Here is a 26355-nt window from a genome sequence, read left to right on the forward strand (position 1 = left end):
TGTGCCCTGTTTTTCTAAAGAGCTGCAGACTTAAAGTTATTGAGGGGAGAGGGAAAAAGATGAAATTTACAAGATTTGAAGTTAAAGGGGCAGTACATACAGGAGTAACTGAGGGTGGCATATTTAAAGAAATTAAAGGTGATATTTTCGGAGATTGGGAGTATACTGGCCAGAGTTTTTCTCAGGATGAAGCTAAGCAGCTTGCTCCGCTGGTTCCAAATCAGATAATTGGAATTGGAGCTAACTATGTGTCAGCGAAATCAGATTTGCCTGAGACACTTCCTGAAATTCCTGTATTCTTCTTTAAGCCTGTATCTTCTGTTATAGGGCCTGATGAGGATATTATCATTCCTGAAGGCATTGAAGAGGTGAAATTTGAATCAGAACTGGCAGTGGTCATTGGCAGAGAAGCTAAAAATGTAGCAGAGTCAGATGTGCTTGATTATGTTTTTGGCTATACAGTAGGTAATGATGTTACTGCACCGCAATTCTTCCATAATGATGGGCATTGGACAATTGGCAAATCCTTTGACACATTTACACCGATTGGACCGGTAATCGAAACAGACCTGGATCCATGTCAGATTAAAGTGGAAGCAAAATTAAACGGCTCAGAGAAGCAGAACAGCAGCACAGAATTAATGATTATCCCAATCCGAAAAATGATTTCCTACCTGACTAATGTCATGACTCTGATGCCAGGTGACGTAATCCTTACAGGAAGTCCTGTTGGAGCTGAGATGGTTAGGTCAGGCGCTGTTATCGAATGTGAGATTAAAGAGATTGGAACTCTGCGGAATACCTTTGCAGTAGCACGTGAAAGCGCAAAAACGGTATAATCTATGTGTAATGGATTAAGGTTTTTGCACCAGAGGTGAGTGTTGTGGAAAGAGAAAACATGGTCAAGTCCGTCAGCAGGGCACTGGATATTATTACATTGATCAGCCTGAAAAAAAGCGGTCTTGGTGTAACTGAAATTGCCAATCAGATTGATATCAATAAAAGCTCTGTTTATCGTATTCTCTCTACTCTTGTTCAGTACGGGTATATAGAACAGGATAGCGAAACCGGCAAGTATAAATTAGGGTATAAATTCCTGGAGATCAGTTCAAAACTGCTTGAATCAATTGATTTGCGTGCAGAAGCAAGACCTTTTCTGCAGGAGCTGGAAAATGAAACAAATGAAGTCATTCATTTGGTCGTTTATGATCAGGGAGAGGTTGTGTACATCGAGAAGCTTGAGGGCAATGAGACCTTAAGGATGCATTCTAAAGTCGGAAAACGCGCTCCGATGCATTGCACTTCTGTCGGAAAAGCCATTCTGGCTCATCTGCCTTCAAGCGTTGTTTTTGATATCCTTGAAAGAAAAGGGATGCCGGTCCATACAGATAAAACCATAACGGATAAAGATGAATTTATGAAAGAATTGGGGCAGGTCAGGCAAAATGGATATGCCCTTGATCTGGAAGAAAACGAATATGGGATTACTTGTGTTGCCGTTCCTATTTTTGACCACCTGGGCAAAGTCATTGCTGCAGTCAGTATATCAGGCCCGACAATAAGGATGACAAGTGATCGTCTTGATGCATTAAAATCTATAATGGTCAAAACAGGACAAGGGATTTCCGCCCGGCTGGGACATGTCAGCCGAATAAGTTAGGATCAGCCCAATATATCTTGATAAAAAGATATATTGGGCTAATTTTTTTGTATTTACATACAAATATTTTTGTGTAAATACATAGATTAAATTTTCCAAATATTATTGAAATTATGAAAAATGTTTGTATAATAAAAATAAGCTTGATTCATTGTTGTATAACAAAACAATTATAGTTATATAACATGTTTCGCAGTCCGCAACAAAATGCAATTATTGTTCGCTATTACAAAACAAAAGGGGGAAAAGTAATTTATGAGTACTGGAATGTTAGCTTTATTATCATTATTGCCAATTATTGCAGTTGCAGTATTCCTTGTCGGACTGAGATGGCCGGCAAGTAAGGCAATGCCCATCTCGTACCTTGTAGCTGTTGTCCTTGCTCTATTTGTCTGGAAGGTGTCTGGAGCTACAGTTGCTGCTGCAAGCATTAATGGCCTGGTTGTCGCTGGTACACTTCTGTATATTATTTTCGGCGCTATTCTGCTTCTTAACACATTGCAGGAAAGCGGCGGGATAAAAACGATCCGACAGGGATTCACTGATATATCACCTGACCGGCGCATCCAGGTTATTATCATTGCTTGGCTCTTTGGCTCATTTATTGAAGGAGCATCCGGATTTGGTACTCCAGCAGCAGTAGCAGTCCCGCTCTTAGTTGGACTTGGGTTCCCGGCCATGGCTGCAGTTATTGCGGGGATGGTTATCCAAAGTACACCCGTTTCTTTTGGTGCGGTAGGAACTCCGATGCTTGTGGGTGTACAAACAGGTCTATCAGGCAATGCCAGCCTTACAGATAATTTGCTTGCATTAGTAACTCAGATTGCAGGACAAGTGGCTATTCTTCATATGATTGCCGGAACATTGATTCCTCTTTTTGTAGTAGCATTAATGACAAGATTTTTTGGCAAAAATAAATCCTTCACTGAAGGAATTAAAGTCTGGAAGTTTGCTTTATTCTCGGCATTTGCCATGACAATTCCTTATGTGATTGTGGCAAATGTTCTTGGACCTGAGTTCCCTTCTATGGTGGGCGGATTAGCAGGTTTGGCAATTGTTGTGTTTGCAGCTAAAAAAGGTTTTCTTATGCCGCCAAAGGACCAAATTTGGGATTTTGAGGAGAAGTCAAAATGGGATCCAGAGTGGACTGGAAAGCTGGAAATTAATGCAGTCGCCCATAAAAGCGGAAGCATGAGCATGATGAGGGCATGGGTTCCCTATGTTTTAGTCGGTCTGTTTTTAGTATTGAGCAGATTGAAATCGCTTCCAATAATGGGGTGGATGCAGTCATGGACTGTTAAGTTTGAAAATATCTTTGACTCTGGCATCACCTCAAGCTTCCAGCCATTATATTTGCCAGGAACCATCTTTATACTTGTTTCGGTTATCACATATTTCATACATGGCATGAATACAAGTTCATACAAAAAAGCCTGGGCAGATTCAGGAAAGACTACTGTAGCTGCTTCAACAGCTTTAATTTTTACAGTCCCGATGGTACAGGTCTTCATCAATACTGGCGGTGGAGAAGCTGGCTATAACCAAATGCCGATCGAGCTGGCGAACGGAGCTGCAGCCCTTGCAGGAGAATTCTGGCCGTTCTTTGCAACTTTCATCGGGGGGATAGGAGCCTTTATAGCAGGAAGTAATACAGTCAGTAATATGATGTTTGCTTTATTCCAATATGATGTTGGCTCGCAGATTGGTGTGGATGCAACCTGGATTGTAGCCCTTCAGGCAGTCGGCGGAGCAGCCGGAAACATGATATGTGTCCATAATGTGGTTGCTGCATCAGCTGTTGTTGGTCTTGTCGGAAAAGAAGGCGCTGTCATTCGAAAGACTTTATTCCCGTTTTTCTATTATGCATTGCTGGCAGGGTCAGTGGGTTACTCGATTGTATGGTATTCACAAAAAGGGATATTCAACCTTGGATCTTTCATTGCGGTTGCAATAGCAGTGGCAGCTGTTTATATTATTGCTACAAACAATAGACGCTCCAGCATGATTTTGCCTCCGCCTCCGGTGAATGTGAAGTCAGCTAAATAATCATTTATAACTGGTTTAGCCCTTTGGCTGAGCCAGTTTTTTCTTTTTATAAAAATTTTAATTTTCCTCTTCTCTTTTCCAATTACTTGTAATATAATCTAACTGTATTAACTGTACTACGAATGATAGTACACTTCATACAGATGGGAGGTTAAGCATGTTTGAATTGGACGTAAGGAGCCGAAAGCCTATATATGAACAGCTGGTTGAGCGGCTTAAAGAGCTGATCATCACAGAGGTATTAACAGCAGATGAACAGCTGCCTTCCGTTCGAACGCTGGCCCATCAGCTGACAATCAATCCCAATACGATTCAAAAGGCATACAGGGAGCTTGAATCCCAGGGCTATATTTATTCTATAAAGGGGAAGGGCAGTTTTGTCAGTCCAGCGACTCCCGATCTGAACAGCGAAAAAATAGAAAAAGTGAAAATTGAGCTTTCAAAGCTTTTATCAGAAGCTATATATCTTGGAATCACAAAACATGAATTATTTAAGATGATTCAGGAATTAGAAGCAGCTATAGGGGGAGGGATAGAAGATGATCAAAATCCGTAATGTACGTAAATCATTCGAGGAGATGGATGCTGTCGAAAATGTTTCCATCGAAGTCAATAAAGGGTCCATATACGGCTTGCTTGGTTCCAATGGAGCCGGTAAAACAACGCTCTTGAAGCTTTTGGCAGGCATCTATGCGGAGGATGAGGGGTCTGTTGCCATTGAAGGCCAGCCAGTCTTCGAAAATCCGGTAATTAAAGAAAAGATCTTTTTTATTCAGGATCATCCCTATTTTCTGCCTCAATATACAGTTAAGCAAATGGCACAATTCTATCAAAATATTTACAGCAGATGGGATGACGGCCGCTTTGAAAAACTGGCTGGTATATTTGAAATGGACATACATAAAAAGATTCATAGATTTTCAAAAGGCATTCAGAGGCAGGCTGCTTTTATCCTTGCTTTGTCTGCGAGGCCGGAAGTTTTAATTTTGGATGAGCCTATGGATGGGCTAGACCCCGTCATGAGAAAAAAAGTGAAGAGCCTGCTTATAGATGAGGTTGCCGAAAGAGAAATGACCATCCTTATTTCCTCTCATAACCTGCGAGAAGTGGAAGATTTATGTGATTTTATTGGCATCATGCATAAAGGGCGTATGATCCTGGAAAAAGACCTGGATGATCTTAAAATAGATACACATAAGATTCAAGTGGCTTTTAAAGGATCTGTACCAGCCATTTTCGATCCGCTGAAAATCCTTCATAAAGAAAAAAGAGGCAGCATTATGATCTGCATTGTAAAGGGAGATGCGAAGGAAATATCGTCATATATAGAACAATTTAAGCCAGTGATTTTCGATATGCTTCCCCTTACATTAGAGGAGATCTTCATTTATGAAATGGGGGACATTGGATATGCAGTCCAGAACATCCTTGGTTAAAAGGGAAATTTTAAAAACGATCCTCAGAAGTGTCGGCTGGGTTTCCATTGTATATTTTCTCGGTCTTTTCTTTGCGATTCCTCTCGATATTATGATGAGTTCTTCAGAAGATCAGCGAAAATACTTAGACATTGACAATCTGTTTCAATATAACTTTCAGCTGCAATATATTTTTACTATATCTGTACCGGTAGCCATGTCAGTGTTCCTATTCAGGTTCATGCAGATAAAACAATACAGCGATTTAATGCACAGCCTGCCAATCAGGCGGGAATCCATTTTTCATCAGTATGCTTTAACGGGAATCATGCTATTAAATTTACCAGTATTACTTATTGCATTCATAGTCCTGATTCTTTACCAGCCATTGGATTTGCAGGAGTTTTACTCAGTAGGAGAAATATTCAATTGGGCAGGAATCACTCTATTATTCAATACTGTAATTTACCTGGCAGGAGTTTCAGTCGGAATGATGACAGGATTATCTGCCGTCCAAGGTGCCTTAACGTATATTTTCCTTTTGCTGCCTGTTGGCTTGATTGTTTTGTTCTCTATTAATCTGCCTTTCTATGTGTTTGGCTATCCAGGCCAGTATTATATGTCAAGCAAATTTGAGAAGTTTTCTCCATTGATCGCTGCGACTCAGATGAATATGCGCATTCCGTCAGCCATCGAGGCTGCCGTTTATCTTGTTCTTATTTTGTCACTGTATTTTGTTGGTTTGCAGATCTATAAAAGGAGAAGGATGGAGGCTGTCTCCCATGCCCTGGTTTTTCCAATTACAAAACCCATTTTTAAATATAGTGTAACTTTTTGCACAATGCTTTTAGGGGGAGGGTATTTCGGTGAGATGCGCGGCGGCATGAGCTGGCTTATAGCTGGATATCTGTTTGGTGCATTGATTGGATATGCGGCTGCCGAAATGGTTCTGCAAAAATCATGGCGTGTGACCATTAATGTGAAAGGATTGCTGGCATACACAGCTTTAATGGCGGCCTTATTCGTTTTATTCCAATTTGACTTTACTCAATATGAAAAAAGCATACCACGGGCCAATGAAATTGAGCGGGTTCATTTTAGCGAGAGTTTTTACCTTTATAGTGATATCGATCATGAGGAGCCCTTATATTTGAAAGAATATGAGAATATTGATTTGGTCAGAAGATTTCATGAGACGATTGTAAAGGATGAAAACAGGCTTGAGGAGATTCCGGGCCGCGATTCAGTTTTTATCGTGTATGAACTGAAAAATGGTGAAAAGCTAGTCCGTGATTATAGGATTAATAAAAAGGAATACAAGCCATTTCTTAAGTTGATTTATGAATCTGATGAATATAAAAAGGCAACAAATGAAATTTATCAGGTTTCAGCAGATGCAACAACGAAATTAACGATTACTCCAACTGGGCCTGTTAATAAACGGGCGGTCATTACAGACGATAAAGATTTAAAAGAGGCTATTGAGATATTAACTGAAGAAGTTGATTCTGCTTCCTTTGAAGAGCTCCAGGGAAGTGACGAGCCATATGCGCATATTGAGATTTTTTATAATGACAGCAATAAAGCTTATATGCCTTGGTATCCTTCTTATTCAAGATTTGAGAAATGGCTGGAAGAAAAGTCATTATTGAATGAAGCAAGAGTGAACAGCAATGATATATCTTATGCTTTGGCTGCAAAAGCGAAGGATATCGATATCAATTTTGCAGCTGGGTACTCGTATGAAGAAGTTTTTGAAGAAATGAGAGATAGCAAATCTGCCGTCAAATTAACGGATAAGGAACAAATAGAAAGCAGCTTGAAGAATTCAGATGGATATATTGATGGAGACTATATTATTGCGTTCTATTTTGATGAACAAAGGACAATTGATATTAAAAGCTTCACTGAAGAATCAGTGCCGGTCTTTATAAAGGAAAGGCTTCAATAATAAGGGAGAAACCTACAGGAGAGGGGGATTATAGTGATTAAACCTTCAATGGATATGAGAGAGATCTGCAGGCTCTACAATAAACGGCTCTATCATATTGCTTATAATATTACTAGGGATCATTATCTTGCACAGGATGTTGTGCAGGAATCGCTGCTCAAAGCATATAAAAAAATGGACAGCATTGATGATCAGGAAAAGCTGGGGGCCTGGTTATCCTCGATTGCAACCAGAACTGCGATTGATTTTGTCCGAAAAGAAAGAAGGTTAAATGAGAGAATACAGGATTCCGCTGATTTTGAAAACTGCATGGAAAGTAAATATATTGATGCTGGGCAGGAAGCAGAAGTCAATTTGCTTGAGGAGCAGATATACGCTTATGTGGATTCCCTCTCCTATGAACAGAAAAGGGTTTTCCTGCTTAAAACAAAGCACGGGCTAAAAGAGAGAGAAATAGCGGACATTCTCCATCTCAACCCAAACACTGTCAAAACAAAATTGTATCGGGTCAGGCAGCACCTTAGAGAAATTCTTGGCGATCGGTATTTGGCATAGAAGAACAGCTTCTGAAAAGGAGCTGTTTTTTTTATGCAATTACAAGGAATTGATAAATAGTCAGCAGGGAATTCGGCCAGCCGGCAGGAAAATCTGCATTCCTAATGGAAATGTCTTCATAGATAAAACTGATTAATAAAAGGAGGATCACTATGGAAGTGAAAGATTGCAGGGCCATTATCACTGGCGGCGCCTCAGGGCTTGGCGAGGCGACTGTGAGAAAAATAGCCGGATGCGGCGGAAAAGTTCTTATTGCAGATTTGGCTGAAGATCGGGCAAGCCACCTTATCAAGGAACTGGGGGGAAATGTTCTTTTTTTGAAAACGGATGTAACAAAAGAAGAAGACATGCAGAGAGCAGTGGCATTCGCTTCTGAACAATTTGGCAGCTTTAATACTGCAGTTAACTGTGCCGGCATAGGAATTGCCGCCAAGCTGATTGGCCGAAAGGGAGTCCATGCACTGGACATGTTCCAAAAGGTCATTACGATTAATCTGGTCGGGACTTTTAATGTCATTCGTCTGGCTGCTGAACAAATGGCAAAGAATGATCCGAATGATCAAGGTGAAAGAGGCGTCATTATTAACACGGCTTCCGTAGCAGCCTTTGAAGGACAAATTGGCCAGGCTGCATATAGTGCATCAAAAGGCGGTGTGGTTGGCATGACCTTGCCAATTGCCAGAGAGCTGGCGGGTTATGGGATTCGTGTTATGACGATTGCCCCTGGATTGTTTAATACACCAATGTTTGAATCGCTTCCTGAGGAGGCAAGGGATTCATTAGGGAAAATGGTGCCTTTTCCTTCAAGGCTTGGATATCCTGAGGAGTATGCCAGGCTTGCTGAGAGTATTTTAGTGAATCCAATGCTGAATGGCGAAACTATCCGTCTGGATGGCGGTATCCGCATGCAGCCAAAGTAAATGAGAGAACCTGCCCTTTTTACAAAGGATAGGTTTTTTTAAAAAAAATATATTTTAAATGTTCTAAAAATATAGATAATTATTGTACAATATAATTGTAAGCCTTTTCAATGGTGAGGAATAGTACTTTGTGTTATGTCAAAAAAATATTAGATTCGGAGGATCATAATATGGCTGCTTCATACATACAGGAAGAGCATGAAATTTTTCGGCAATCTCTGCGTAAGTTTTTAGAGAAGGAAGCCTATCCGAATTATGAGAAATGGGAAGAGGACAGGATCATTCCCCGGAATTTTTGGAACAAGATGGGGGAGCAGGGTTTTTTATGCCCGGATATTGAAGAAAAATATGGAGGAAGCAATGTTGATTGGGGTTTCTCAGCAGTCATCAATGAAGAGCTTGAACGGGTTGGCTCAGGGATGGTGGGAATTGGGCTCCACAATGATATCGTTGTTCCGTACATTACTGCTTATGGAACAGATGAGCAAAAGGAAAGGTGGCTGCCAAAGTGTGCTGCAGGTGAAATCATTACTGCTATCGCAATGACTGAACCTGGCGCCGGATCTGATTTAGCCGGCATCCGAACGACAGCAAGGCTTGAAGGGGACCATTACATAGTGAATGGAGAAAAGACCTTTATAACCAATGGAATTCATTCCGATTTAGTTATCATAGCCTGTAAAACCAATCCCAATGCAGTTCCCCGGCATAAAGGGGTAAGCTTGCTTGCGATCGAGAGGGGAACAAAGGGGTTCACAAGAGGAAGAAAATTAAACAAGGTCGGTCTTCACTGTCAGGATACGGCAGAGTTAATTTTTGAAGATTGCAAGATTCCGAAAGAAAATCTGATTGGAGAAGAAGGGAAAGGTTTTCTATATTTGATGGAAAAGCTGCAGCAGGAAAGACTTGTCGTAGCAATCGCTGCCCAGGTGGCTGCAGAGGTAATGCTTAATTTAACAGTGGAATATGTTAGGAATCGCGAGGCGTTCGGAAAACCGGTCAGCCAGTTTCAAAACACTCAATTTAAGATTGCCGAAATGGCAACAGATATAGAAATGGGAAGGACGTTTCTTGATCAATTGATTACAGAGCATATGGCAGGAAAAGATGTAGTTACAAAGGTCTCCATGGCGAAATGGAAGCTTACAGAAAATGCCCGGAATATTGCTGCAGAATGCATGCAGCTTCATGGCGGCTATGGCTATATGGAAGAATACGAGATTGCAAGGAGATACAGGGATATACCAGTTGCCAGCATATATGCAGGTACAAATGAAATCATGAAAACCATTATTGCGAAGAACATGGGTTTATAAGGAGGAGAAAGCATGCGTGAGGCTGTCATCGTCGAAGGTGTCAGAACACCAGTAGGAAGAAAAAACGGCTTTTTAAAAGATATCAGGGCGGATGATCTGGCTGCTGAAGCACTAAAGGCACTTGTCGGACGTGCAGGTATAGATCCGCAAATCATTGATGATGTCATTCTTGGATGTGTCTCGCAAATAGGCGAACAAACAGGGGATATTGCAAGGGTCGCAGCATTGATCGCAGGTTTTCCGATTGAAGTGCCAGGGACCACTATTGACCGCCAATGCGGCTCCAGCCAGCAGGCTGTCCATTTTGCAGCTCAGGCGATATTAGCGGGAGATATGGATATTGTTATCGCAGGCGGTGTTGAAAGCATGTCCCGTGTCCCTATCGGCTCCAGTTATCAGGGTGTCGGATTCAGTGAAAAATTGACTGAAAGACATGAAATCATCCACCAGGGCTTATCGGCTGAACGCATTGCTGAAAAATATGGTTTTACAAGAGAAGTACTGGATCGCTATTCATTTGAGAGCCACCAAAAGGCTTTAAAAGCCCAGGCTGAAGGCCGTTTTAAGAGAGAGATTGCACCATTAAATGTGACATTGTCTGATGGGCAGCTCATGACGGTATCGGAGGACTCTGGCCCCAGAAAGGAAACGTCACTGGAAGCACTTGGCAGCTTAAGAACAGTCTTTAAAGAGAATGGAGTGATTCATGCAGGAAATTCAAGTCAAATCAGTGATGGAGCCGCAGCACTATTAATTATGTCCCGCGATAAGGCGGAAGAGCTTGGAATGAAGGCGAGGTTCAGGATTCTTTCCCGTACAGCAGTCGGCTCTGATCCTACTTTAATGCTGACAGGACCTATACCTGCAACTGAGAAAGTGTTAAAGAAAGCTGGAATGGCTATTGAGGACATTGATGTGTTTGAAGTGAACGAAGCGTTCGCCCCTGTTCCGCTTGCCTGGCTGAAAGAAACAGGAGCCGATCCCGCAAAGCTTAATCCAAACGGAGGAGCCATTGCACTCGGCCATCCTCTGGGAGGCAGCGGTGCACGGCTGATGGTCACTATGATGCATGAACTTGAAAGAACAGGGGGGCGCTATGGACTGCAGTCAATGTGTGAAGGCCTTGGTATGGCAAATGCGACTATTATTGAACGATTAGATTGAAAAATGGGGGAGGAATGAAAATGACTACTACTATTGGAAGAGTTTTTGATCTGACTGCCGGAAAGTTTCCGAATAAAGAAGCCCTGTATGATGTCAGAAAAAATCTGCGTCTTACCTATAAGGAATGGCGTCTTGAGATCAATAAATTGGCGAATGCCTTAATGAATGCGGGAGTCAGGAAGGGTGACAGGGTTTCTACCTGCCTTTTTAACACCGAGGAGCTTGCAACGGCATTCTTTGCATGTGCAAAAATCGGTGCCATTTTTAATCCGATCAACTTTAGACTGATGTCAGAAGAAGTTGCTTATATCCTTCAGGATGCAGAGCCAAAAGTAGTGTTATTTGAACAAATGCTGGAATCAGGCATTACCCCAATTGCTAAACGTTTTGCGCATACAGCCTTCTGGTACATTGATGACAATGCACCCGGATATGCCTCATCCTATCGGGAAAAAGTGGATGCAGCATCGCACGATGAAATCGAAATAGAAATTGACGAAAATGACTTGTACGCTATTATGTACACAAGCGGTACCACGGGAAGGCCAAAAGGAGTTGTCCATAGGCATCGGGATGTGGCTGAACAAAGTTTAATCGTAATAGGGGCCACTAAGCTTGAAAGCAGTGACAATGGTCTCGTGACTGCTCCAATGTTCCACTGTGCAGAGCTTCACTGTGCCTTTTTGCCGAGGGTGCATGTGGGGGCTAAAAATACCATCCTCCATCACTTTGATGCAAAAGAAGTATTACAGTTAATCTCAGATGAGAAGATTACAAAGTTTTTTGCAGCTCCTGCCATGTGGAATATGCTGCTGCAGGAAAACTTAAGCCATTATAATCTGGAAAGCCTGAAGCTGGGACTATATGGCGCAGCTCCAATGGCTCCTGCACTTGTTTATGCATGCCGGGAGAAATTAGGCATTTCCCTCGTACAGGCATATGGAATGACCGAGATGGGGCCTGCGATTACGTTTTTATCTGAAAATGATCAAATCCGGAAAGCAGGGTCTGCAGGACAGGCTTGTTTAAACCATGAGATAAGGATTGTAAGGCCGAATGAAAATGGTCCATCAGATCCTGAGGATGTGGTGCCGGCAGGGGAAACGGGTGAAATCATCGTAAAAGGTCCATGCATGATGAGCGGTTATTTTAATCGGGATGAGGCAAACAATCTTGCCATGCATGGGGGCTGGTACCACTCTGGTGACATAGGATATCTGGATGACGAAGGCTACTTGTACGTCAAAGACAGAGTCGATGATATGATCATTAGCGGCGGAGAAAACATTTACCCCCGGGAAGTGGAAGATATTTTATATACGCATAATGGCGTACTGGATGTGGCAGTGATCGGCCAGCCTGATGACCGCTGGGGTGAGACGGTCACAGCATTTGTAGTTAAAAAAGATCCGGCACTATCTGAAAATGAGCTGGATGAACTGTGCAGGAATAGTGATGAACTCGCCAATTATAAGCGGCCAAGAAAATACGTATTCTGTGAAGCTCTGCCAAGGAATGCGAGCGGCAAGATTCAAAAATTTATGCTCCGCAAGCAGCTGGAGGATCTGTTCGCTGACGGAAAAATTTAGCCGGAAGAAAGGGATGCATGATGTTAAAAGGCATAAGAGTTATTGATTTTTCCAATTATCTTCCTGGTCCGTTTGCTTCCCAGAGGCTTGCGGATCTTGGAGCTGAAGTAATTAAGGTTGAACCATTTACTGGTGACCCCGCAAGGCAGCTGGATATTAAAATAGAGGGTACAGGAGCAGTGTTTGCCGCCAACAACCGCGGTAAAAAAAGCATTACACTCAATCTGAAGAGTGAGGAAGGAAGAAGTGCGGCCCTTAAGCTGATTTCTGAAAGTCATGCCGTGCTGGAAAGCTTTCGGCCAGGTGTTATGAAAAAACTGGGACTTGATTATGAGTCTGTAAAAAGACACAAGCCCACTATTGTTTATTGCTCCCTGACAGGCTACGGGGAGAATAAAGACTATCAATATTTAGGCAGCCATGATTTAAACTACATGGCAGTAAGCGGCGCCCTTTCTCAGCTAAAGGACCGCAGCGGAAGCCCTGTACACCCGTCTAATACTATAGCGGATTTTATGGGAGGAATGGCCGCAAGTGAAAGGATACTGGCAGCCCTGCTTTCCAGCAGGATTTCCGGCAAAGGCGGGCATCACTGCATTTCCATTGCTGAAGTGATGGCTTCCATCATGGGAAACCATTTGCTGATCGAAAATGAAACGGGTTATCCAAATGGGCTTTCGGTACTAAGCGGGGAAATCGTCGCCTACTCCATTTATGAAACAAAGGATACGCGGTTTGCTGCTCTTGCTGCATTAGAGCCGAAGTTCTGGATAAACTTCTGCAAGAGTGCCGGCAGGGAGGATTGGATTGATTCCCATTTCTCCCGTGCCTCTGGCAATAATCCTGTATATTTGGAGATGACCGAATTATTTAAAAGCAGGACATTGAAAGAGTGGACTGAATTCGGGCAAAGAGTTGATTGCTGCCTGACTCCGGTATTGGAGACGGGTGAATTAAAAGATTTTCCACTTTTTAAGAGGATTTATGAACGAGACGGGAATTACCCTTTGGTTAAAATGCATGGAGGAATTGACTCAGCAGTGGCTGGCCCTCCAAAACTGGGAGAACATAATGAGGAAGTTTTAAGAAATATTGCAGGATTGCCAGAGGAGAAAATTAAGACTTTGGCAACAGAGAAAATATTTTAATGGTTGAGATATAATTGAAGAATTCGCTTGTAATGCCTTAATCCATGTGTTGATTAAGGCTCTTCTTTAGACTGGGAGACTTGGCTGTCTTCTTTTGAAAGTGGAGGTTTTGCAGAAGATTAAATGGTATAATGAAAGGGAATATATAATAAAATAAACTTCTTTCTATTTTTGGAGTGTGATGGTCACTAGTGCGTTTTATTAAAACAATCCCCAATATGGTCACTTTGGGTAATTTATTTTGCGGTTTTCTTTCAATCGGGATGGCTGCCAATGGCGAATTTAAAAATGCAGCAATATTGATATTAATCGGCATGATGCTTGATAGCATGGACGGCAGGCTGGCAAGAATGCTGAAAGCGGATAGTACGCTTGGAAAAGAACTTGATTCTCTGGCAGATATTGTTACATTTGGGGTTGCCCCTTCATTTTTGGTCTTTTATACATACTTTTTTCAATTTGGAATCCTTGGTTTAATCGTTTCAGGTCTTTTTCCTCTATTCGGGGCATATCGGCTTGCCCGATTTAATATCAGTCCACCAAAGTCCTCATTAAATTATTTTATAGGAGTTCCGATAACAGCAGCAGGAGGGATCATGGCCATACTGACCCTTTTTGGTGACCGTATTCCCAATATCATCACAACTGTTGTGTTCACTGCACTATGCTTTCTAATGGTAAGCAGAATTCGGATTCCCAGCTTTAAGGAAGTTCCTCTTCCAAAATACGGGACGATTGTTACCATTTTTCTTGGAAGTGTCCTGTACGTTATTTATAAGGGCTCCTATGGACCATTTCCCGATTTAATATATATTGCGATTCCGCTTTACATAGCGTATTTGACATACCGATTCATTAAAGGTAAAAACAAAAAAGAAATCGATTAATAAAAAAAAGGCCGGGATGGCCTTTTTTTATTTGTAAAATACTTTGTCTATATTATATTTTGCATGAAGGGTATTAATGATATAAGTCTCATAAATTTCGCGCTCCATGCTGTTTTCAACGTAAATGACCGCAATTTTATAGACATCATCTCGATGATTTTTGATTGGGGAAACATTATCTTCAAAATGCTTTTTCACGCGCTGCCTTAATTTTCGTGCCTTCCCTGCAAAGAGCAGATCTTCATTCGCATCGAAAAACAGAATCATGCCGCCCTTGTCTCTTGGTATCTTATGATAATCTGTGAAACCATAGACGCTGCTAAGGTCACTTTCTCCTGCCTGTCCCGTTTGCCTGCTTCTTGTAATGACGAGATCGGGCTGAGGGATTTCAATTTTTATCAATATCATCACTTCCTATTCTAAGATTAAAGAGTACCATAAATTTCATATGTAATCCACATTAAAAGTATCATTGGATTCTTGCCTGGCCACAGACACACAGTGAATTGCGGGTTGCCCGCCGCTCTTCGGAACATTTAGCACTGATATATTTTGAAATGCTTGCATCTGCTCCTTATATAAAGTGTAATTGTTTTTGTCTTTCTTTTGTCATATTCAGCAGCATTTCATTGTTGAGCGAGTGTGCCATTTTAAGGGTGAGATCCAAAATTTTTTTGATTCCTTCCTCCTGGCCGTAATCAATAGCTATCCGATCACATTGAACTTCAGTATCTGTACAGATTATATTCTTTCCAGCCGGATAGGTAATATGTCCAATTTCATGCCAGATTATGGCTTCTTTTATTTCTATGTCTGAACAGAACTTTTCATAGTCATAGACGACAATAAACCAGTCGTATTTCGCATCCAGGGATTGATAAAGCATAGTCAGGAGTCTGGAGTCAATATTCCAAAAGCTCAGCCAGTTTCCATCGTTTAGACCAAAGTTTTTTAAAACTGTATGTTTATCTTCTAAAATGGCAATTTTTCCGTCCAGGCCGCATCGGGATAAGGAAAGCTCTTCACACAAACAGATCAAGTCAGATTCTCCTTTTATTAAATTTTGTTTTACTAGCATTGTTATGTAAGTCGCATTTTTTTAATCACCATTCAAAAAGATATTAATGGATTAGATTACAAACCTGCCATATGGCATTCCAAATACAAAAAAGTGGCAGCAGATACATTTAAGGAAAAAGCGAGCTGGAAAGGGATTTAGGTGTGGATTTAACTAGTAATCCAAAAGCGGGGCTTCAGCAGTCTTCTTGCAGGGTGAAGCTGGAACGGGACTAAACTAAACTCGGCACATTTGTGTTCAGCTTTTTTTCTTTCTATTTGCATAAAGATTTGCAAAATATTTTTCACTTAGCTCATAGTGAAAAATACTTACACATAAGGAATTTGTTCTATCAATATTCCCAATCACATAAAAATGAAAAATAGCTGAGGACTGAAAAATATTTTAAATATTAAAAGGAGAAAATAAACATGTAAAGAATATTTAAACTATTCATAATGTTATAAAAATATTTTGCTAATCAAAACAAAGGGGGTTGGAAGATTGGGGATTTTAGAGATAAAAGATGCTACTTTAAGGTTTGGAGGCGTAGTAGCTCTCGACCATGTCTCGTATGAAGTGCAGGAAGGAGAGATTTTTTCGCTTATTGGGCCAAATGGCGCAGGGAAGACAAGTATGCTGAATTGCATAAGCGGACTATACAAGCCATCATCTGGTTCCATCCACTTCAAGGGGGGAGATATTACCCGCTACAAACCTCACAAAAGAGCCAGTATGGGTATTGCCCGGGCATTCCAGAACATCGAACTTTTTCCGCATTTATCTGTTTTGGACAATCTGATGCTTGGCAGGCATGTCAGAATGAAAACCGGGCTTCTTGCAGGAGGATTTTATTGGGGAAAGGCGCAAAGAGAGGAAATTGAACATCGGAAAAAAGTTGAGCAGGTAATCGATTTTCTTGAAATTGAGGATATCCGCAATACTCCCGTGGGAACCCTTTCGTATGGATTGCAGAAAAGGGTCGAAACCGGCAGGGCTCTGGCACTGGAACCAGAAATCCTTCTTCTGGATGAGCCGATGGCAGGAATGAATAGTGAGGAAAAAGAGGACATGGCCAGATACATTATCGACATTCATGAAGAAATGAATACAACCATTATCTTAATTGAACACGACATGGGGGTTGTAATGGATTTATCCGATCACATTGCAGTTCTTGATTTCGGTAAACTGATTGGCTACGGGACGCCAGAAGAGATTCAGAATAATCCTAGAGTCATAGAAGCTTATCTGGGAGAGGAGAATGCCGTATAAAAGATAATTCGGCTAAAAGTTAGTTTTATATTTAAAGGAGGGGGGAGCGATTCTATGACCATGACATTTCCGCAGCTGCTGATTGAAAGGGCTTACATAAATGGGCCGCAAGTTGCTTTACGAGAAAAGGAATTTGGAATTTGGAATGAAATCACGTATGAAGCGTTCTTGGAGAAAGTTAAGAATTTCAGCTTGGGATTGGCATCTTTAGGTCTAAAAAGAGAGGATAAGCTAGCCATTATCGGCGATAACAGACCTGAATGGGTAATCAGTGAGCTCGCTGTGCAAAGCTTGGGCGGCATTTCAGTCGGAATCTATCAGGAATCCTTACCTGCTGAAATTAGTTACATTATTGATAATTGTGACGCAACCATAATAGTAGCGGAAGATCAGGAGCAAGTGGATAAACTGCTGGAAATTAAAGACTCCATTCCTAAAGTCAGAACGATTATCTATTATGATTCACGGGGCATGAGAAGTTACCGGGAGGATTTCCTGTTTGAATTTGAAGAGGTTTTGCAAATGGGACAAAGTTATCACTCAGAGCAGCCTGATTTATTTGAGCAGGAAGTTGATAAAGGTTCTGCAGATGACGTGGCGATTTTATCATATACTTCAGGAACTACAGGCAATCCGAAAGGAACGATGCTTACTTACCGGAATCTTCTGGATATGGCTAAAAATCTGTCAGACATTGACCCGCTGACAGATAAGGATGAATATGTTTCATTCCTTCCGCTTGCCTGGATCGGGGAGCAGATGATGACCTTTGCTATGGGGTTATACAATGGGATGACGATTAATTTTCCTGAAGAGCCGGCAACCGTATTGGAAGACCTGAGGGAAATTGGACCACAGGTTATGTTTTCGCCGCCAAGGATTTATGAAGATATGGTATCGCGCTTTCAGGTCAGAATTCAGGACAGCGGCTGGCTGAAAAGAAAGATTTATTACTGGTGCAAGCCGATAGGCGAAAAGGTTGCTAAAGCCCATTTTGAAAACAAACCTGTCAGCACCGGTACGAAGGCTCTTTATAAAGTTGCTGATTATCTGATGTTCAGTGCGATCCGCGATCACTTTGGACTTTTGAAGATCAAGCGTGCTTATACAGGCGGCGCCCCTTTGGGACCCGATGTATTTGAATTCTTTCACAGTATAGGAGTCAATGTAAAAAGCATTTACGGGCAGACTGAAGTTGCCGGCATATCCATTGTGCACAGGGATGGCGACATTAAGCTTGATAGTGTTGGAATTCCTATTCCGGGAACAGAAGTGAAAATTTCTGATGAAGGGGAAATTCTGATCAAAAGCTCGAGTGTGTGCAAAGGGTACTACAAAAACGAGAAAAGCACAATCGAAACCATTCAGGAAGGCTGGCTGCATACAGGGGATGCAGGGAGGCTGGATGAGGAAGGGCATTTGTATATCATTGACCGAATTAAAGATGTCATCCGCCTTGATACAGGTGAGATGTTCTCCCCGCAATTTATCGAAAATAAGCTGAAATTCAGTTCGTTCATACAGGAAGCGGTAGCAATCGGGAAGGATCGCCCATATGTGGTTGCCATGATCAATATTGATATGAAGAATGTAGGGCGCTGGGCAGAGAAAAATCAAATCAGCTATACCACGTATACCGATTTATCATCCAAACCGGAAGTGCTTGAACTGATCGAAAAACAGGTGCAGGAAATCAATCATACCCTGCCGGAAAAAGCCCGTGTGAAAAAATTCGTTCTTCTTTATAAAGAATTGGATGCAGATGATGAAGAGCTTACAAGAACAAAGAAAGTCCGCAGGCAATTTGTTGCTAAAAAATATCAGTCCTTGATTGATGGACTTTATACAGAGGACAAAAAAATACGTGTCAATGGCACGATCAAGTATCGTGATGGCATAGAACAAACCATCCAAACAACGCTTCAAGTCATTTTTATGGATGAAGGAGAGGGGGCAGCTTAATGACTTTTTTCTTGCAGATGCTCGTAACAGGAATCGTGGTAGGAAGTGTTTATGCACTTGTGGCACTGGGCTTTGTGCTTATATATAAATCCAGTGACGCCATCAACTTTGCACAAGGTGAGTTCCTTTTAATTGGAACGTATGTATGTTTAACGCTTATTACAGCCTACAACATCCCGTTTATAGCAGCCCTTTTCATTGCGCTGATGTTCAGTGCCGTTTTGGGCTTTGTCATTGAACGAATTGTTCTGCGGCCATTTATTGGAGAGCCGGTCATATCGATGATAATGGCGACGATCGGTTTATCGAGTGTTCTTGCTGGGATTGTCCATATTATTTGGGGACATGAAACACGTGTGTTTCCAAAAATCTTCTCAGAACAGCCCGTTAATCTTGGCGAAATTGTCATTGCGCCCGTCTACTTATGGTCACTTTTAATCGTTGTGGCTATGCTTATCATTTTCACCCTCTTTTTCAAATATTCGAAGCTGGGAATTGCGATGAGGGCAACCGCAGATGATCAGCAGGCAGCGATGTCGATGGGGATCAGCGTTAAAATGATTTTCGCAGTTGCCTGGGCGATTGCAGCCATTGTTTCTGCGGTTGGAGGCATCCTTCTCGGGAACATAAATGGTGTTAATGCATCCCTTTCAGCGATCGGCTTAAAGGTACTTCCGGTTGCCATCCTAGGAGGACTTGACAGTATCCCCGGGGCCATCATCGGAGGACTGATCATCGGCATTCTTGAGAGCTTGACCGGCGGATATCTGGATCCATTGGTTGGTGGCGGTCTGAAAGAGGTTATGCCATTTGTCATCCTCGTATTTATCCTTATGTTCAAGCCATATGGTTTGTTCGGAAAAAAAGAAATCGAGAGGGTGTAACCGATGAGAAATCCTTTTGTAATGGATTGTGGAGAATTCCATGTAAATTATAAACAAGATATGGCTATCTGGAAAATCTCCAGAGTAAGGATGCGGGTATTCATTCTTCTGGCTATATTTGCAGTATTCCCGATGTTTGCATCCGATTATATCATTGGACTGGCTACGCTATGCGGAATTGCCGCGATTGGTGCGATTGGACTGAACATCCTGACGGGCTTTACCGGCCAGATTTCCATAGGGGTAGGCGCTTTTCTGGGGGTAGGCGGATATACGTCGGCCATTCTGACAGCAAAGCTGGGATTAAGCTTCTGGATTGCCATGCCGACAGCAGGCATTGTGACGGCGATTGTAGGAGGACTATTCGGATTGCCTTCCTTAAGGCTAAAAGGATTATATTTAGCCATTGCGACTCTTGCAGCACAGGTAATCATTTTGTTTGTTATTTCCCGCTGGGATGCGCTGACTGGAGGAACAGCCGGAATGGTCCTATCAAGGCCTGAACTTGGCAGTTTTGTCTTTTACAGTGAGCGGAGCTATTATTATCTGATGTTTGCGGTGCTTATTATTACGGCCCTCTTTACCCTGAACCTCTTCCGGTCTCGGGTCGGCAGGGCATTCATAGCAGTCCGTGACCGGGATGTGGCAGCAGAAGTGATGGGAATCGATTTGTTTAAGTATAAGGTATTGGCATTTATTGTTAGTTCCTTCTTCGTAGGCATCGCCGGAGCTCTCTTGGGCCACTATACCATGGTTGTAAGTCCAGAGCTTTACAGCATTACAGTGTCCATCGAATACTTAGCAATCATACTGGTCGGCGGATTAGGGAGTGTATTCGGGTCGATTTACGGAGCTGTTTTTATTACATTGCTGCCAGTTGTACTAAGATCAGGCGTAGAAATGATGAGCGGGGTTTTTCCAGACTTGTCTGCAGTCTTAATAGGAATGAAAGAGGTAGTTTTTGGCCTCGTGATTATCTTATTCCTGATTTATGAACCGCAGGGGCTCGCAAAAATATGGAAAAATATTAAAGACTACTTTAAACTGTGGCCGTTTTCTTATTAATTCCCGGGTAATAATTTCTGAAAATTTTGAAAGTAAAACTTTCAAATTTTTATAAAAAAGAGGTAAAAATGAGGGGGAACATTATGAAGAAGGTATGGAAAGGTTTATTGGCAGCAACATTAATGGCTGGAATGCTGGCTGGCTGTTCAGGAGGCAGCGAGGAAGCATCGGGTGACAAGAAAGGCACTGTCAAAATCGGCGGTATCTTTGACCTTACTGGCGGTACCGGTGATGTTGGAACACCATATGCAGAAGGTGAAAAAGCATTTTTTGAATCCATTGCAGGAGAGGAGATCAACGGCTATAAGCTCGAATTAATCGGTGATGACTATGCTTATAAAATTCCTGAAGCTCAAAAACTTTATCAGAAATTAAAATCAAAAGATAAAGTATCGGCTATTTTAGGATGGGGCACAGGTGACACAGAAGCCCTTCGCCAGCAGGTGGCAGCTGACAAACTTCCATTCATTTCTGCTTCATACTCAGAGAATCTAAAAAATATTGACGAAAGCCCATATAACTTTCTGGCCGCGGCTTCATACTCCGACCAGGCTAGATCCGTACTGAAGTGGATAAAAGACAATCACACTGGCGGCACACCTACTGTAGCATTAATTTACAACGACACGGCTTTTGGAAAATCCCCTATTGAAGATGCCAAAAATTATGCAAAGGAAAATGGCATCGAAATTGTTGATGAGCAAATTGTTGATCTGAAAACACTTGATGCAACCTCCCAATTACTGAACATGGAAAAGAAAAATCCCGATTATGCGATTATCAACCAAACTTGGGGTGCAACCGCAACGATTCTAAAAGATGCTAAAAAGCTTGGACTTGATACACAATTCATCGGTTTAAACTGGGCTGCCGGTGAAGGGTTGCTTCCAATTGCGGGCGATGCGGCTGAAGGATTTATCGGGGTTGTCACACATGCATTCCCTTACGAAGATCTTCCTGGAATGGAAGAAATCAAGAAGTTCGTAGAAAGCAAGGGTGAAAAGCTGGAAGACAAGAACCAGAAATTTATCCAGGGATGGGTGTCCGCCAAAATTATGGTTGAAGGCCTAAAACTTGCTGAAGACCCGACTTCAGGTGAAGGGATCCGTGCTGGCCTGGAGAAAATCTCAAACCTAGATCTTGGCGGTTTAGCCGCACCAGTTACTTTTTCACCTGACAATCATGCTGGTACCAACCAAATTCGATTGGCAGAAGTGAAAAACGGCCAGTTTGAAGTGTTCACTGATTATATCGGCTACTAAAATGATGGGGGCGAGGTTTGATACCCGCCTCCTGTTAAATTTTAAAGGCTTGGATCATTGCTAAATTGTGAACTTTGCAAATAAAATCGTAATTTGGCAAACAAAAATGAAATTTTGCAAACAAACGATCGGAATCAGCAAACAAATCTCAGATTTAGCAAATAAACCTGGAAAACCAGCAAACAACAAATGATTCAGAACTTGACCTTGGAACGAATAAATAGAGAAAGAGTTTATAAAAAGCTGGGAGGACAGATGCATGCTGACAATTAACAATGTCGAAGTGATGTACGATAAGGTCATTCTTGTATTAAAGGGGATGTCGATGGTGGTGCCCAAAGGGAAAATAGTTGCTCTGCTCGGCAGTAATGGCGCCGGGAAAACGACCACCCTTAAAGCTATTTCCGGACTGTTGAAAAGTGAGAATGGTGAAGTGACAGACGGGTTTATCGAGCTGTATGGGGAGCGCATTGATGTAAGCGATGCTGAAACCATCGTAAAGAAAGGCATTTTTCAGTGCATGGAAGGAAGGCGCGTGTTCAAGCACCTTTCTGTGGAAGATAACCTGATTGCAGGTGCACATACCAGGAAAGACCGGAAGAATATTAAAAGTGATATTCAAAAAGTTTATCATTACTTTCCGAAGCTTGAAATGCTGAAGCACCGGCAGGCTGGCTATCTGTCTGGAGGAGAGCAGCAAATGCTGGCCATTGGCAGGGGTATCATGGCAAAGCCAAAGGTGCTGCTTCTCGATGAACCTTCATTAGGACTGGCCCCTCTATTAGTAAAAGAGATCTTCGGAATCATTAAAAAAATCAATGAAGAAGAGGGGACCACGATTCTGGTAGTTGAGCAGAATGCCAATGTTGCCTTATCGATTGCCGATTATGGTTACATCATGGAAAACGGCCGGATTGTGATGGATGGAACGGTGGACCGGCTCCTTTCCAATCAGGATGTGCGTGAATTTTACCTTGGAATGGGAGATAAGGGACGGAAAAGTTATAAAGATATTAAATCTTATAAAAGAAGAAAGAGGTGGCTGTAGTGGAAAAGCTGAAAGAAGTGATCCAGCATGCATATGACAATGCCAAAGGTTTTAAAAGGCAGCTTGATGATGCACGCATTTCTCCAAGTGACATTCTATCCCTAAAAGATTTAAAAAAAATTCCCGTGCTAAAAAAAGATCTATTGCCGGATTTGCAATCTGCAGACCAGCCCTTCGGAAGTCTTGCAGCTGTAAAGCCAAATGAGATGGCACGAATCTTTATGTCACCAGGTCCAATTTATGATCCGCAAACCACTGAGAAGGATTTTTGGCGTTTTTCAGAAGCTCTCCGGGCAGCTGGTTTTAACAGTGATGATATTGTACAGAATACATTTTCCTATCATCTTTCACCGGCAGGCTTTATGTTTGACTCGGCACTTCGTGAATTAGGCGCAACTGTAATTCCGGCCGGAACCGGGAATCGGGAACTGCAGATTCAGATTATGAAGGATGTCCGGGTAACCGGCTATGTGGGAACTCCCAGCTTCTTTAACCTTTTGCTTGGTGCCCTTGAAGAAAAGGGATGGAAGATAGGAAAAGATGTAGTTGTGAACAAAGCTTTCTTTACTGCTGAAATGTTGACTGAACAAATGCGGAAAAGGTGTGAAGACAATGGGATTTCCGTATATGAAGGCTATGGGACTGCGGATTGCGGATGTATTGCATTTGAAGACAAGCAGGGTCCTGGGTTGAGAATAACTGATTCTGCCCTCGTACAAATCTGTGACCCGCAGACTGGATGGGAGGTTTCAGATGGAGAAGGAGAAGTGGTTGTCAGCCTATTTGATAAAAGCTACCCGCTCATCCGCTTTGGCACAGGCGACCTCTCCCGCTGGGTGAAAGGGTACGAGGGAAAAAGGATTGCAGGAGTGCTGGGGCGTGTTAGTGATGGTGTAAAGGTAAAAGGAATGTTTGTAAGAGAAAAACAGCTTGCACAATTCTTGAATGAAGCAGGGTATTCGGTTTTCCAGGCTGTTGTCACAAGTGAGAACGGGCAGGATCAGCTTACAATTTTCATAGAGTCCGAGGAAGAGTTAGAATCTGAGCTTTCATCAAAAATTCGGGATGTGATCAGGGTCAAGCCAATCCTTGAGTTAACAGCGGCAGGCACAATTAAAAAGGATGATAAGAAGCTGGTGGATAACCGGAATTACGAATTAAAAAAGGTGTAATCAAAGGAGGCTGATTGAATCGGCCTTCTTTTTTTGGAGAACTGAAATAAATTTCTAGTTTTGAACCGTGAATAAAGACGAAAGTGAATCACGAATAAGAGAATGGGAGTTAATCTTTCCATTAACGACGAAAATGTGGTTGAGAAGAGGAAAATGGTAGTTAATCAATTGGATTAACGACGAGAATATGGTTGGGGAAAGGAAAAAGGTAGTTAATCAGCCGGATTAACTCCGAAATTGCGGAGGGGAAGATGAAAAAAGTAGTTAATCAGCCGGATTAACGCCGAAAAAGTTATGAGGGAAAAAAAACGGTAGCTAATCAGCTGCCAACAAAAAAATAGAGTATCAAACCCAAAAATAATCACAAATGGTGCCGCTAATGGAAAATTAAACGCTATCATCACTATTCTCACACTCCACTACCAGAAACAATCCTTTATAATAGGAAGTCACATTTGTAACCTTCATGCCGGATTCCTGAATAGTCAGAAGTGTATCACGGTTTAGGTGGCAGCCATCACAAATTCGTTTCCATAGAGGGTTTAAGGCTTCCTGGGCAAATGCCAGGGCGGGCTGCTCCATCTTTACGTGTTCAAAGAATAGTATTTTTGCCTTTGGCTTACAGACTCGTTTGATCTCCGCGAGTGCTTTGTCAGGGTTTGGTATCGTGCAGAAAACAAGAGTGGCAACTGCTGAATCAAATGTTTTGTCCGCAAATTCAAGATCTTCAGCATACTGCCGGTGGATATGGATAGGTACCGCAGCTGCATTCTTGCGTGGAATAGATTTTTCAATCATTGCCTGATTTGGTTCAATGGCATCGACCCGATCCGCATTTTTGTATAATGGGAAGTTAATGCCTGTGCCGGCACCAACTTCGAGTACCCGGCCGTCTGCCATGTAAAGAATTTTACTTCTGATTTTCCTGAATTTTCTTTTTTCAAGTGGCTTCATGGCCAAATCATATAGGGATGGGAATAAGCTGCTCAAAAATTTCACTCTTTTCTTAATAGTTGTCTTTTTCTATTTTACTCTTTTCCCAAAATGAAACAAGCCGGTACCACTCTTAGGGGCACCAGCATCAATAAATCAAGGGAGGCTTTCGAACATCTCGTTCAGCTTCTCATATGTGTCCGGGTACTTTGCCTCATACTGAAGGTAGGTTGGGACAGGGTAGCGTACACCGCCTTTGTGGGTTTGCTTTAATCCCTCAGCAAATTCATCTGCCATGGAAAAAGGAATAGTGAAGGCCATTTCGTGATCATGTGTCTGCCCGAAAACCCGATCTCCATAGCATGGCAGGATCACTTGCGGCTTACCGGTTTTTATGGTCCTGATAACGATATCGGCACAGTCAGCTCTTGCAGTAAAAGTGGATGTAATTTCTCCGCCCGTGTGATAGAGGGCACCGGCAACCATTCTCATGACTTGGGCTGAATTCCCATAAACAGTGATTACTTCCGGTTCAAATGCTGCTCTCCCCAGAGGAGCCATTAAAATAGTTCCTGCTTCCTCTTTTGAAAATTTAGGAACTGCCGCTTCGGTTAAGGCACCAAGGTCACAGGTTTTTGTATACATGCCATCTGTTAAGCTTCCTTTTGAGTAATAGTCCAGTTCCTCTTCAAATCCAAAAGCGATTTTGGCAATTGGGCATGATAAGTCTTCTTTGCCCATGGCAATGGACCAGCCATATCTTCTTGACATTGTCACACCCTGACAGATGCTGAATGTTTTGCCAAAGTCTCTTGCCGGACGCTTTACCCTGTCAGGCAGTGTCTCCTCTTTTTTCAAAACTCTTATAGCCAGCGGAAAGGTGTCGGGTCGCACATATGTATGAATCGCAGTTTCCAGATCAGAAAGTTTTTTGGCATAAATCGTTTCCTGCATCATGATCCCTCCTTTAGATATAAGAATAATTCTGTAAATTATATGGATTAACCTGCATATTTAGGCTTTATTTTAGGAAACATCATAATATT

At 42.1% G+C, this 26355-nt stretch carries 24 protein-coding genes; 20 read left to right on the plus strand and 4 right to left on the minus strand.

Going from position 1 to position 26355, the window contains the following annotated elements:
* Nucleotides 1-59: 59 nt before the first annotated feature.
* The 13 genes from QUF73_00485 to pssA all read left to right on the plus strand — a co-directional run bounded on the left by QUF73_00485 (nucleotide 60) and on the right by pssA (nucleotide 14651).
* A complete protein-coding gene (locus QUF73_00485) occupies nucleotides 60-839 on the plus strand; it encodes a fumarylacetoacetate hydrolase family protein (GenBank protein MDM5224682.1) in 780 nt (259 codons plus the stop codon).
* Between the two features lie 44 nt (nucleotides 840-883).
* Nucleotides 884-1660: an IclR family transcriptional regulator gene (locus QUF73_00490; GenBank protein ID MDM5224683.1), complete on the plus strand. Its 777-nt coding sequence runs from the start codon at nucleotides 884-886 to the stop codon at nucleotides 1658-1660.
* 255 nt (nucleotides 1661-1915) lie between these two features.
* The gene (locus QUF73_00495) at nucleotides 1916-3706 is read left to right on the plus strand and encodes an L-lactate permease (GenBank protein MDM5224684.1); all 1791 of its coding nucleotides are present in this window, start codon (nucleotides 1916-1918) and stop codon (nucleotides 3704-3706) included.
* A gap of 157 nt (nucleotides 3707-3863) precedes the next feature.
* The gene (locus QUF73_00500) at nucleotides 3864-4262 is read left to right on the plus strand and encodes a GntR family transcriptional regulator (GenBank protein MDM5224685.1); all 399 of its coding nucleotides are present in this window, start codon (nucleotides 3864-3866) and stop codon (nucleotides 4260-4262) included.
* Nucleotides 4246-5142 (plus strand): ABC transporter ATP-binding protein, encoded by an 897-nt coding sequence (locus tag QUF73_00505; GenBank protein MDM5224686.1) that lies wholly within the window; start codon nucleotides 4246-4248, stop codon nucleotides 5140-5142. The genes QUF73_00500 and QUF73_00505 overlap by 17 nt, the downstream gene beginning before the upstream one ends.
* Nucleotides 5096-7072 carry a DUF6449 domain-containing protein gene (locus tag QUF73_00510; GenBank protein MDM5224687.1) on the plus strand — a complete coding sequence of 659 codons (1977 nt, stop codon included), beginning with the start codon at nucleotides 5096-5098 and terminating at the stop codon, nucleotides 7070-7072. The genes QUF73_00505 and QUF73_00510 overlap by 47 nt, the downstream gene beginning before the upstream one ends.
* 33 nt (nucleotides 7073-7105) lie before the next feature.
* The gene (locus QUF73_00515; GenBank protein ID MDM5224688.1) at nucleotides 7106-7627 is read left to right on the plus strand and encodes an RNA polymerase sigma factor; all 522 of its coding nucleotides are present in this window, start codon (nucleotides 7106-7108) and stop codon (nucleotides 7625-7627) included.
* Nucleotides 7628-7779: 152 nt separating this feature from the next.
* Nucleotides 7780-8547, plus strand: coding sequence for a 3-hydroxyacyl-CoA dehydrogenase (locus QUF73_00520; protein ID MDM5224689.1), 768 nt, complete (start codon nucleotides 7780-7782; stop codon nucleotides 8545-8547).
* Between the two features lie 170 nt (nucleotides 8548-8717).
* The gene (locus QUF73_00525; protein ID MDM5224690.1) at nucleotides 8718-9863 is read left to right on the plus strand and encodes an acyl-CoA dehydrogenase family protein; all 1146 of its coding nucleotides are present in this window, start codon (nucleotides 8718-8720) and stop codon (nucleotides 9861-9863) included.
* A gap of 12 nt (nucleotides 9864-9875) precedes the next feature.
* Nucleotides 9876-11027 carry a thiolase family protein gene (locus QUF73_00530; GenBank protein MDM5224691.1) on the plus strand — a complete coding sequence of 384 codons (1152 nt, stop codon included), beginning with the start codon at nucleotides 9876-9878 and terminating at the stop codon, nucleotides 11025-11027.
* A 20-nt stretch (nucleotides 11028-11047) separates the two neighbouring features.
* The gene (locus tag QUF73_00535) at nucleotides 11048-12616 is read left to right on the plus strand and encodes a fatty acid--CoA ligase (GenBank protein ID MDM5224692.1); all 1569 of its coding nucleotides are present in this window, start codon (nucleotides 11048-11050) and stop codon (nucleotides 12614-12616) included.
* A gap of 20 nt (nucleotides 12617-12636) precedes the next feature.
* Nucleotides 12637-13764, plus strand: coding sequence for a CaiB/BaiF CoA-transferase family protein (locus QUF73_00540; GenBank protein MDM5224693.1), 1128 nt, complete (start codon nucleotides 12637-12639; stop codon nucleotides 13762-13764).
* Nucleotides 13765-13955: 191 nt separating this feature from the next.
* On the plus strand, nucleotides 13956-14651 hold the full coding sequence (gene pssA, locus QUF73_00545) for a CDP-diacylglycerol--serine O-phosphatidyltransferase (protein MDM5224694.1): 696 nt from the start codon (nucleotides 13956-13958) through the stop codon (nucleotides 14649-14651).
* 27 nt (nucleotides 14652-14678) lie between these two features.
* On the opposite strand, the gene QUF73_00550 is transcribed toward pssA, so the two are convergent.
* Together QUF73_00550 and QUF73_00555 are read right to left on the minus strand one after the other, a co-directional pair.
* The gene (locus QUF73_00550; protein ID MDM5224695.1) at nucleotides 14679-15053 is read right to left on the minus strand and encodes a nucleotide excision repair endonuclease; all 375 of its coding nucleotides are present in this window, start codon (nucleotides 15051-15053) and stop codon (nucleotides 14679-14681) included.
* Nucleotides 15054-15225: 172 nt separating this feature from the next.
* The gene (locus QUF73_00555) at nucleotides 15226-15690 is read right to left on the minus strand and encodes a hypothetical protein (protein MDM5224696.1); all 465 of its coding nucleotides are present in this window, start codon (nucleotides 15688-15690) and stop codon (nucleotides 15226-15228) included.
* A 522-nt stretch (nucleotides 15691-16212) separates the two neighbouring features.
* On the opposite strand from QUF73_00555, the gene QUF73_00560 reads away from it, so the two are divergent.
* The 7 genes from QUF73_00560 to QUF73_00590 all read left to right on the plus strand — a co-directional run bounded on the left by QUF73_00560 (nucleotide 16213) and on the right by QUF73_00590 (nucleotide 24376).
* On the plus strand, nucleotides 16213-16983 hold the full coding sequence (locus QUF73_00560) for an ABC transporter ATP-binding protein (GenBank protein MDM5224697.1): 771 nt from the start codon (nucleotides 16213-16215) through the stop codon (nucleotides 16981-16983).
* A 54-nt stretch (nucleotides 16984-17037) separates the two neighbouring features.
* Complete coding sequence (locus QUF73_00565; protein MDM5224698.1) at nucleotides 17038-18945, plus strand: AMP-binding protein; 1908 nt, start codon at nucleotides 17038-17040, stop codon at nucleotides 18943-18945.
* Nucleotides 18945-19829 (plus strand): branched-chain amino acid ABC transporter permease, encoded by an 885-nt coding sequence (locus tag QUF73_00570; protein MDM5224699.1) that lies wholly within the window; start codon nucleotides 18945-18947, stop codon nucleotides 19827-19829. The genes QUF73_00565 and QUF73_00570 overlap by 1 nt, the downstream gene beginning before the upstream one ends.
* Before the next feature lie 3 nt (nucleotides 19830-19832).
* Nucleotides 19833-20894, plus strand: coding sequence for a branched-chain amino acid ABC transporter permease (locus tag QUF73_00575; GenBank protein MDM5224700.1), 1062 nt, complete (start codon nucleotides 19833-19835; stop codon nucleotides 20892-20894).
* Between the two features lie 83 nt (nucleotides 20895-20977).
* Nucleotides 20978-22156, plus strand: a complete 1179-nt coding sequence (locus tag QUF73_00580; protein MDM5224701.1) for an ABC transporter substrate-binding protein — start codon at nucleotides 20978-20980, stop codon at nucleotides 22154-22156.
* 259 nt (nucleotides 22157-22415) lie between these two features.
* The gene (locus tag QUF73_00585) at nucleotides 22416-23204 is read left to right on the plus strand and encodes an ABC transporter ATP-binding protein (protein MDM5224702.1); all 789 of its coding nucleotides are present in this window, start codon (nucleotides 22416-22418) and stop codon (nucleotides 23202-23204) included.
* Nucleotides 23204-24376 carry a phenylacetate--CoA ligase family protein gene (locus QUF73_00590; protein ID MDM5224703.1) on the plus strand — a complete coding sequence of 391 codons (1173 nt, stop codon included), beginning with the start codon at nucleotides 23204-23206 and terminating at the stop codon, nucleotides 24374-24376. The genes QUF73_00585 and QUF73_00590 overlap by 1 nt, the downstream gene beginning before the upstream one ends.
* A gap of 387 nt (nucleotides 24377-24763) precedes the next feature.
* Here the strand turns inward: QUF73_00590 and QUF73_00595 are convergent, their stop codons facing one another.
* Both QUF73_00595 and QUF73_00600 read right to left on the minus strand, forming a co-directional pair.
* Entirely contained in the window at nucleotides 24764-25366 is a 603-nt protein-coding gene (locus tag QUF73_00595; protein ID MDM5224704.1) for a class I SAM-dependent methyltransferase, read from the minus strand.
* Nucleotides 25367-25465: 99 nt separating this feature from the next.
* Nucleotides 25466-26266, minus strand: a complete 801-nt coding sequence (locus QUF73_00600; protein MDM5224705.1) for a DUF169 domain-containing protein — start codon at nucleotides 26264-26266, stop codon at nucleotides 25466-25468.
* Nucleotides 26267-26355: the final 89 nt, after the last annotated feature.

Source organism: Cytobacillus sp. NJ13 (genome assembly GCA_030348385.1).
In the GTDB taxonomy this organism is placed as follows: domain Bacteria; phylum Bacillota; class Bacilli; order Bacillales; family Cytobacillaceae; genus Cytobacillus.

Coding starts and splice junctions, on each gene's coding strand:
- QUF73_00530 (MDM5224691.1), top strand. CDS start 9,876: ATGCGTGAGGCTGTCATCGTCGAAGGTGTCAGAACACCAGTAGGAAGA.
- QUF73_00505 (MDM5224686.1), top strand. CDS start 4,246: ATGATCAAAATCCGTAATGTACGTAAATCATTCGAGGAGATGGATGCT.
- QUF73_00575 (MDM5224700.1), top strand. CDS start 19,833: ATGAGAAATCCTTTTGTAATGGATTGTGGAGAATTCCATGTAAATTAT.
- QUF73_00495 (MDM5224684.1), top strand. CDS start 1,916: ATGAGTACTGGAATGTTAGCTTTATTATCATTATTGCCAATTATTGCA.
- QUF73_00500 (MDM5224685.1), top strand. CDS start 3,864: ATGTTTGAATTGGACGTAAGGAGCCGAAAGCCTATATATGAACAGCTG.
- QUF73_00565 (MDM5224698.1), top strand. CDS start 17,038: ATGACCATGACATTTCCGCAGCTGCTGATTGAAAGGGCTTACATAAAT.
- QUF73_00580 (MDM5224701.1), top strand. CDS start 20,978: ATGAAGAAGGTATGGAAAGGTTTATTGGCAGCAACATTAATGGCTGGA.
- QUF73_00520 (MDM5224689.1), top strand. CDS start 7,780: ATGGAAGTGAAAGATTGCAGGGCCATTATCACTGGCGGCGCCTCAGGG.
- QUF73_00570 (MDM5224699.1), top strand. CDS start 18,945: ATGACTTTTTTCTTGCAGATGCTCGTAACAGGAATCGTGGTAGGAAGT.
- QUF73_00510 (MDM5224687.1), top strand. CDS start 5,096: ATGAAATGGGGGACATTGGATATGCAGTCCAGAACATCCTTGGTTAAA.
- QUF73_00600 (MDM5224705.1), bottom strand. CDS start 26,266: ATGATGCAGGAAACGATTTATGCCAAAAAACTTTCTGATCTGGAAACT.
- QUF73_00485 (MDM5224682.1), top strand. CDS start 60: ATGAAATTTACAAGATTTGAAGTTAAAGGGGCAGTACATACAGGAGTA.
- QUF73_00525 (MDM5224690.1), top strand. CDS start 8,718: ATGGCTGCTTCATACATACAGGAAGAGCATGAAATTTTTCGGCAATCT.
- QUF73_00585 (MDM5224702.1), top strand. CDS start 22,416: ATGCTGACAATTAACAATGTCGAAGTGATGTACGATAAGGTCATTCTT.
- QUF73_00535 (MDM5224692.1), top strand. CDS start 11,048: ATGACTACTACTATTGGAAGAGTTTTTGATCTGACTGCCGGAAAGTTT.
- QUF73_00540 (MDM5224693.1), top strand. CDS start 12,637: ATGTTAAAAGGCATAAGAGTTATTGATTTTTCCAATTATCTTCCTGGT.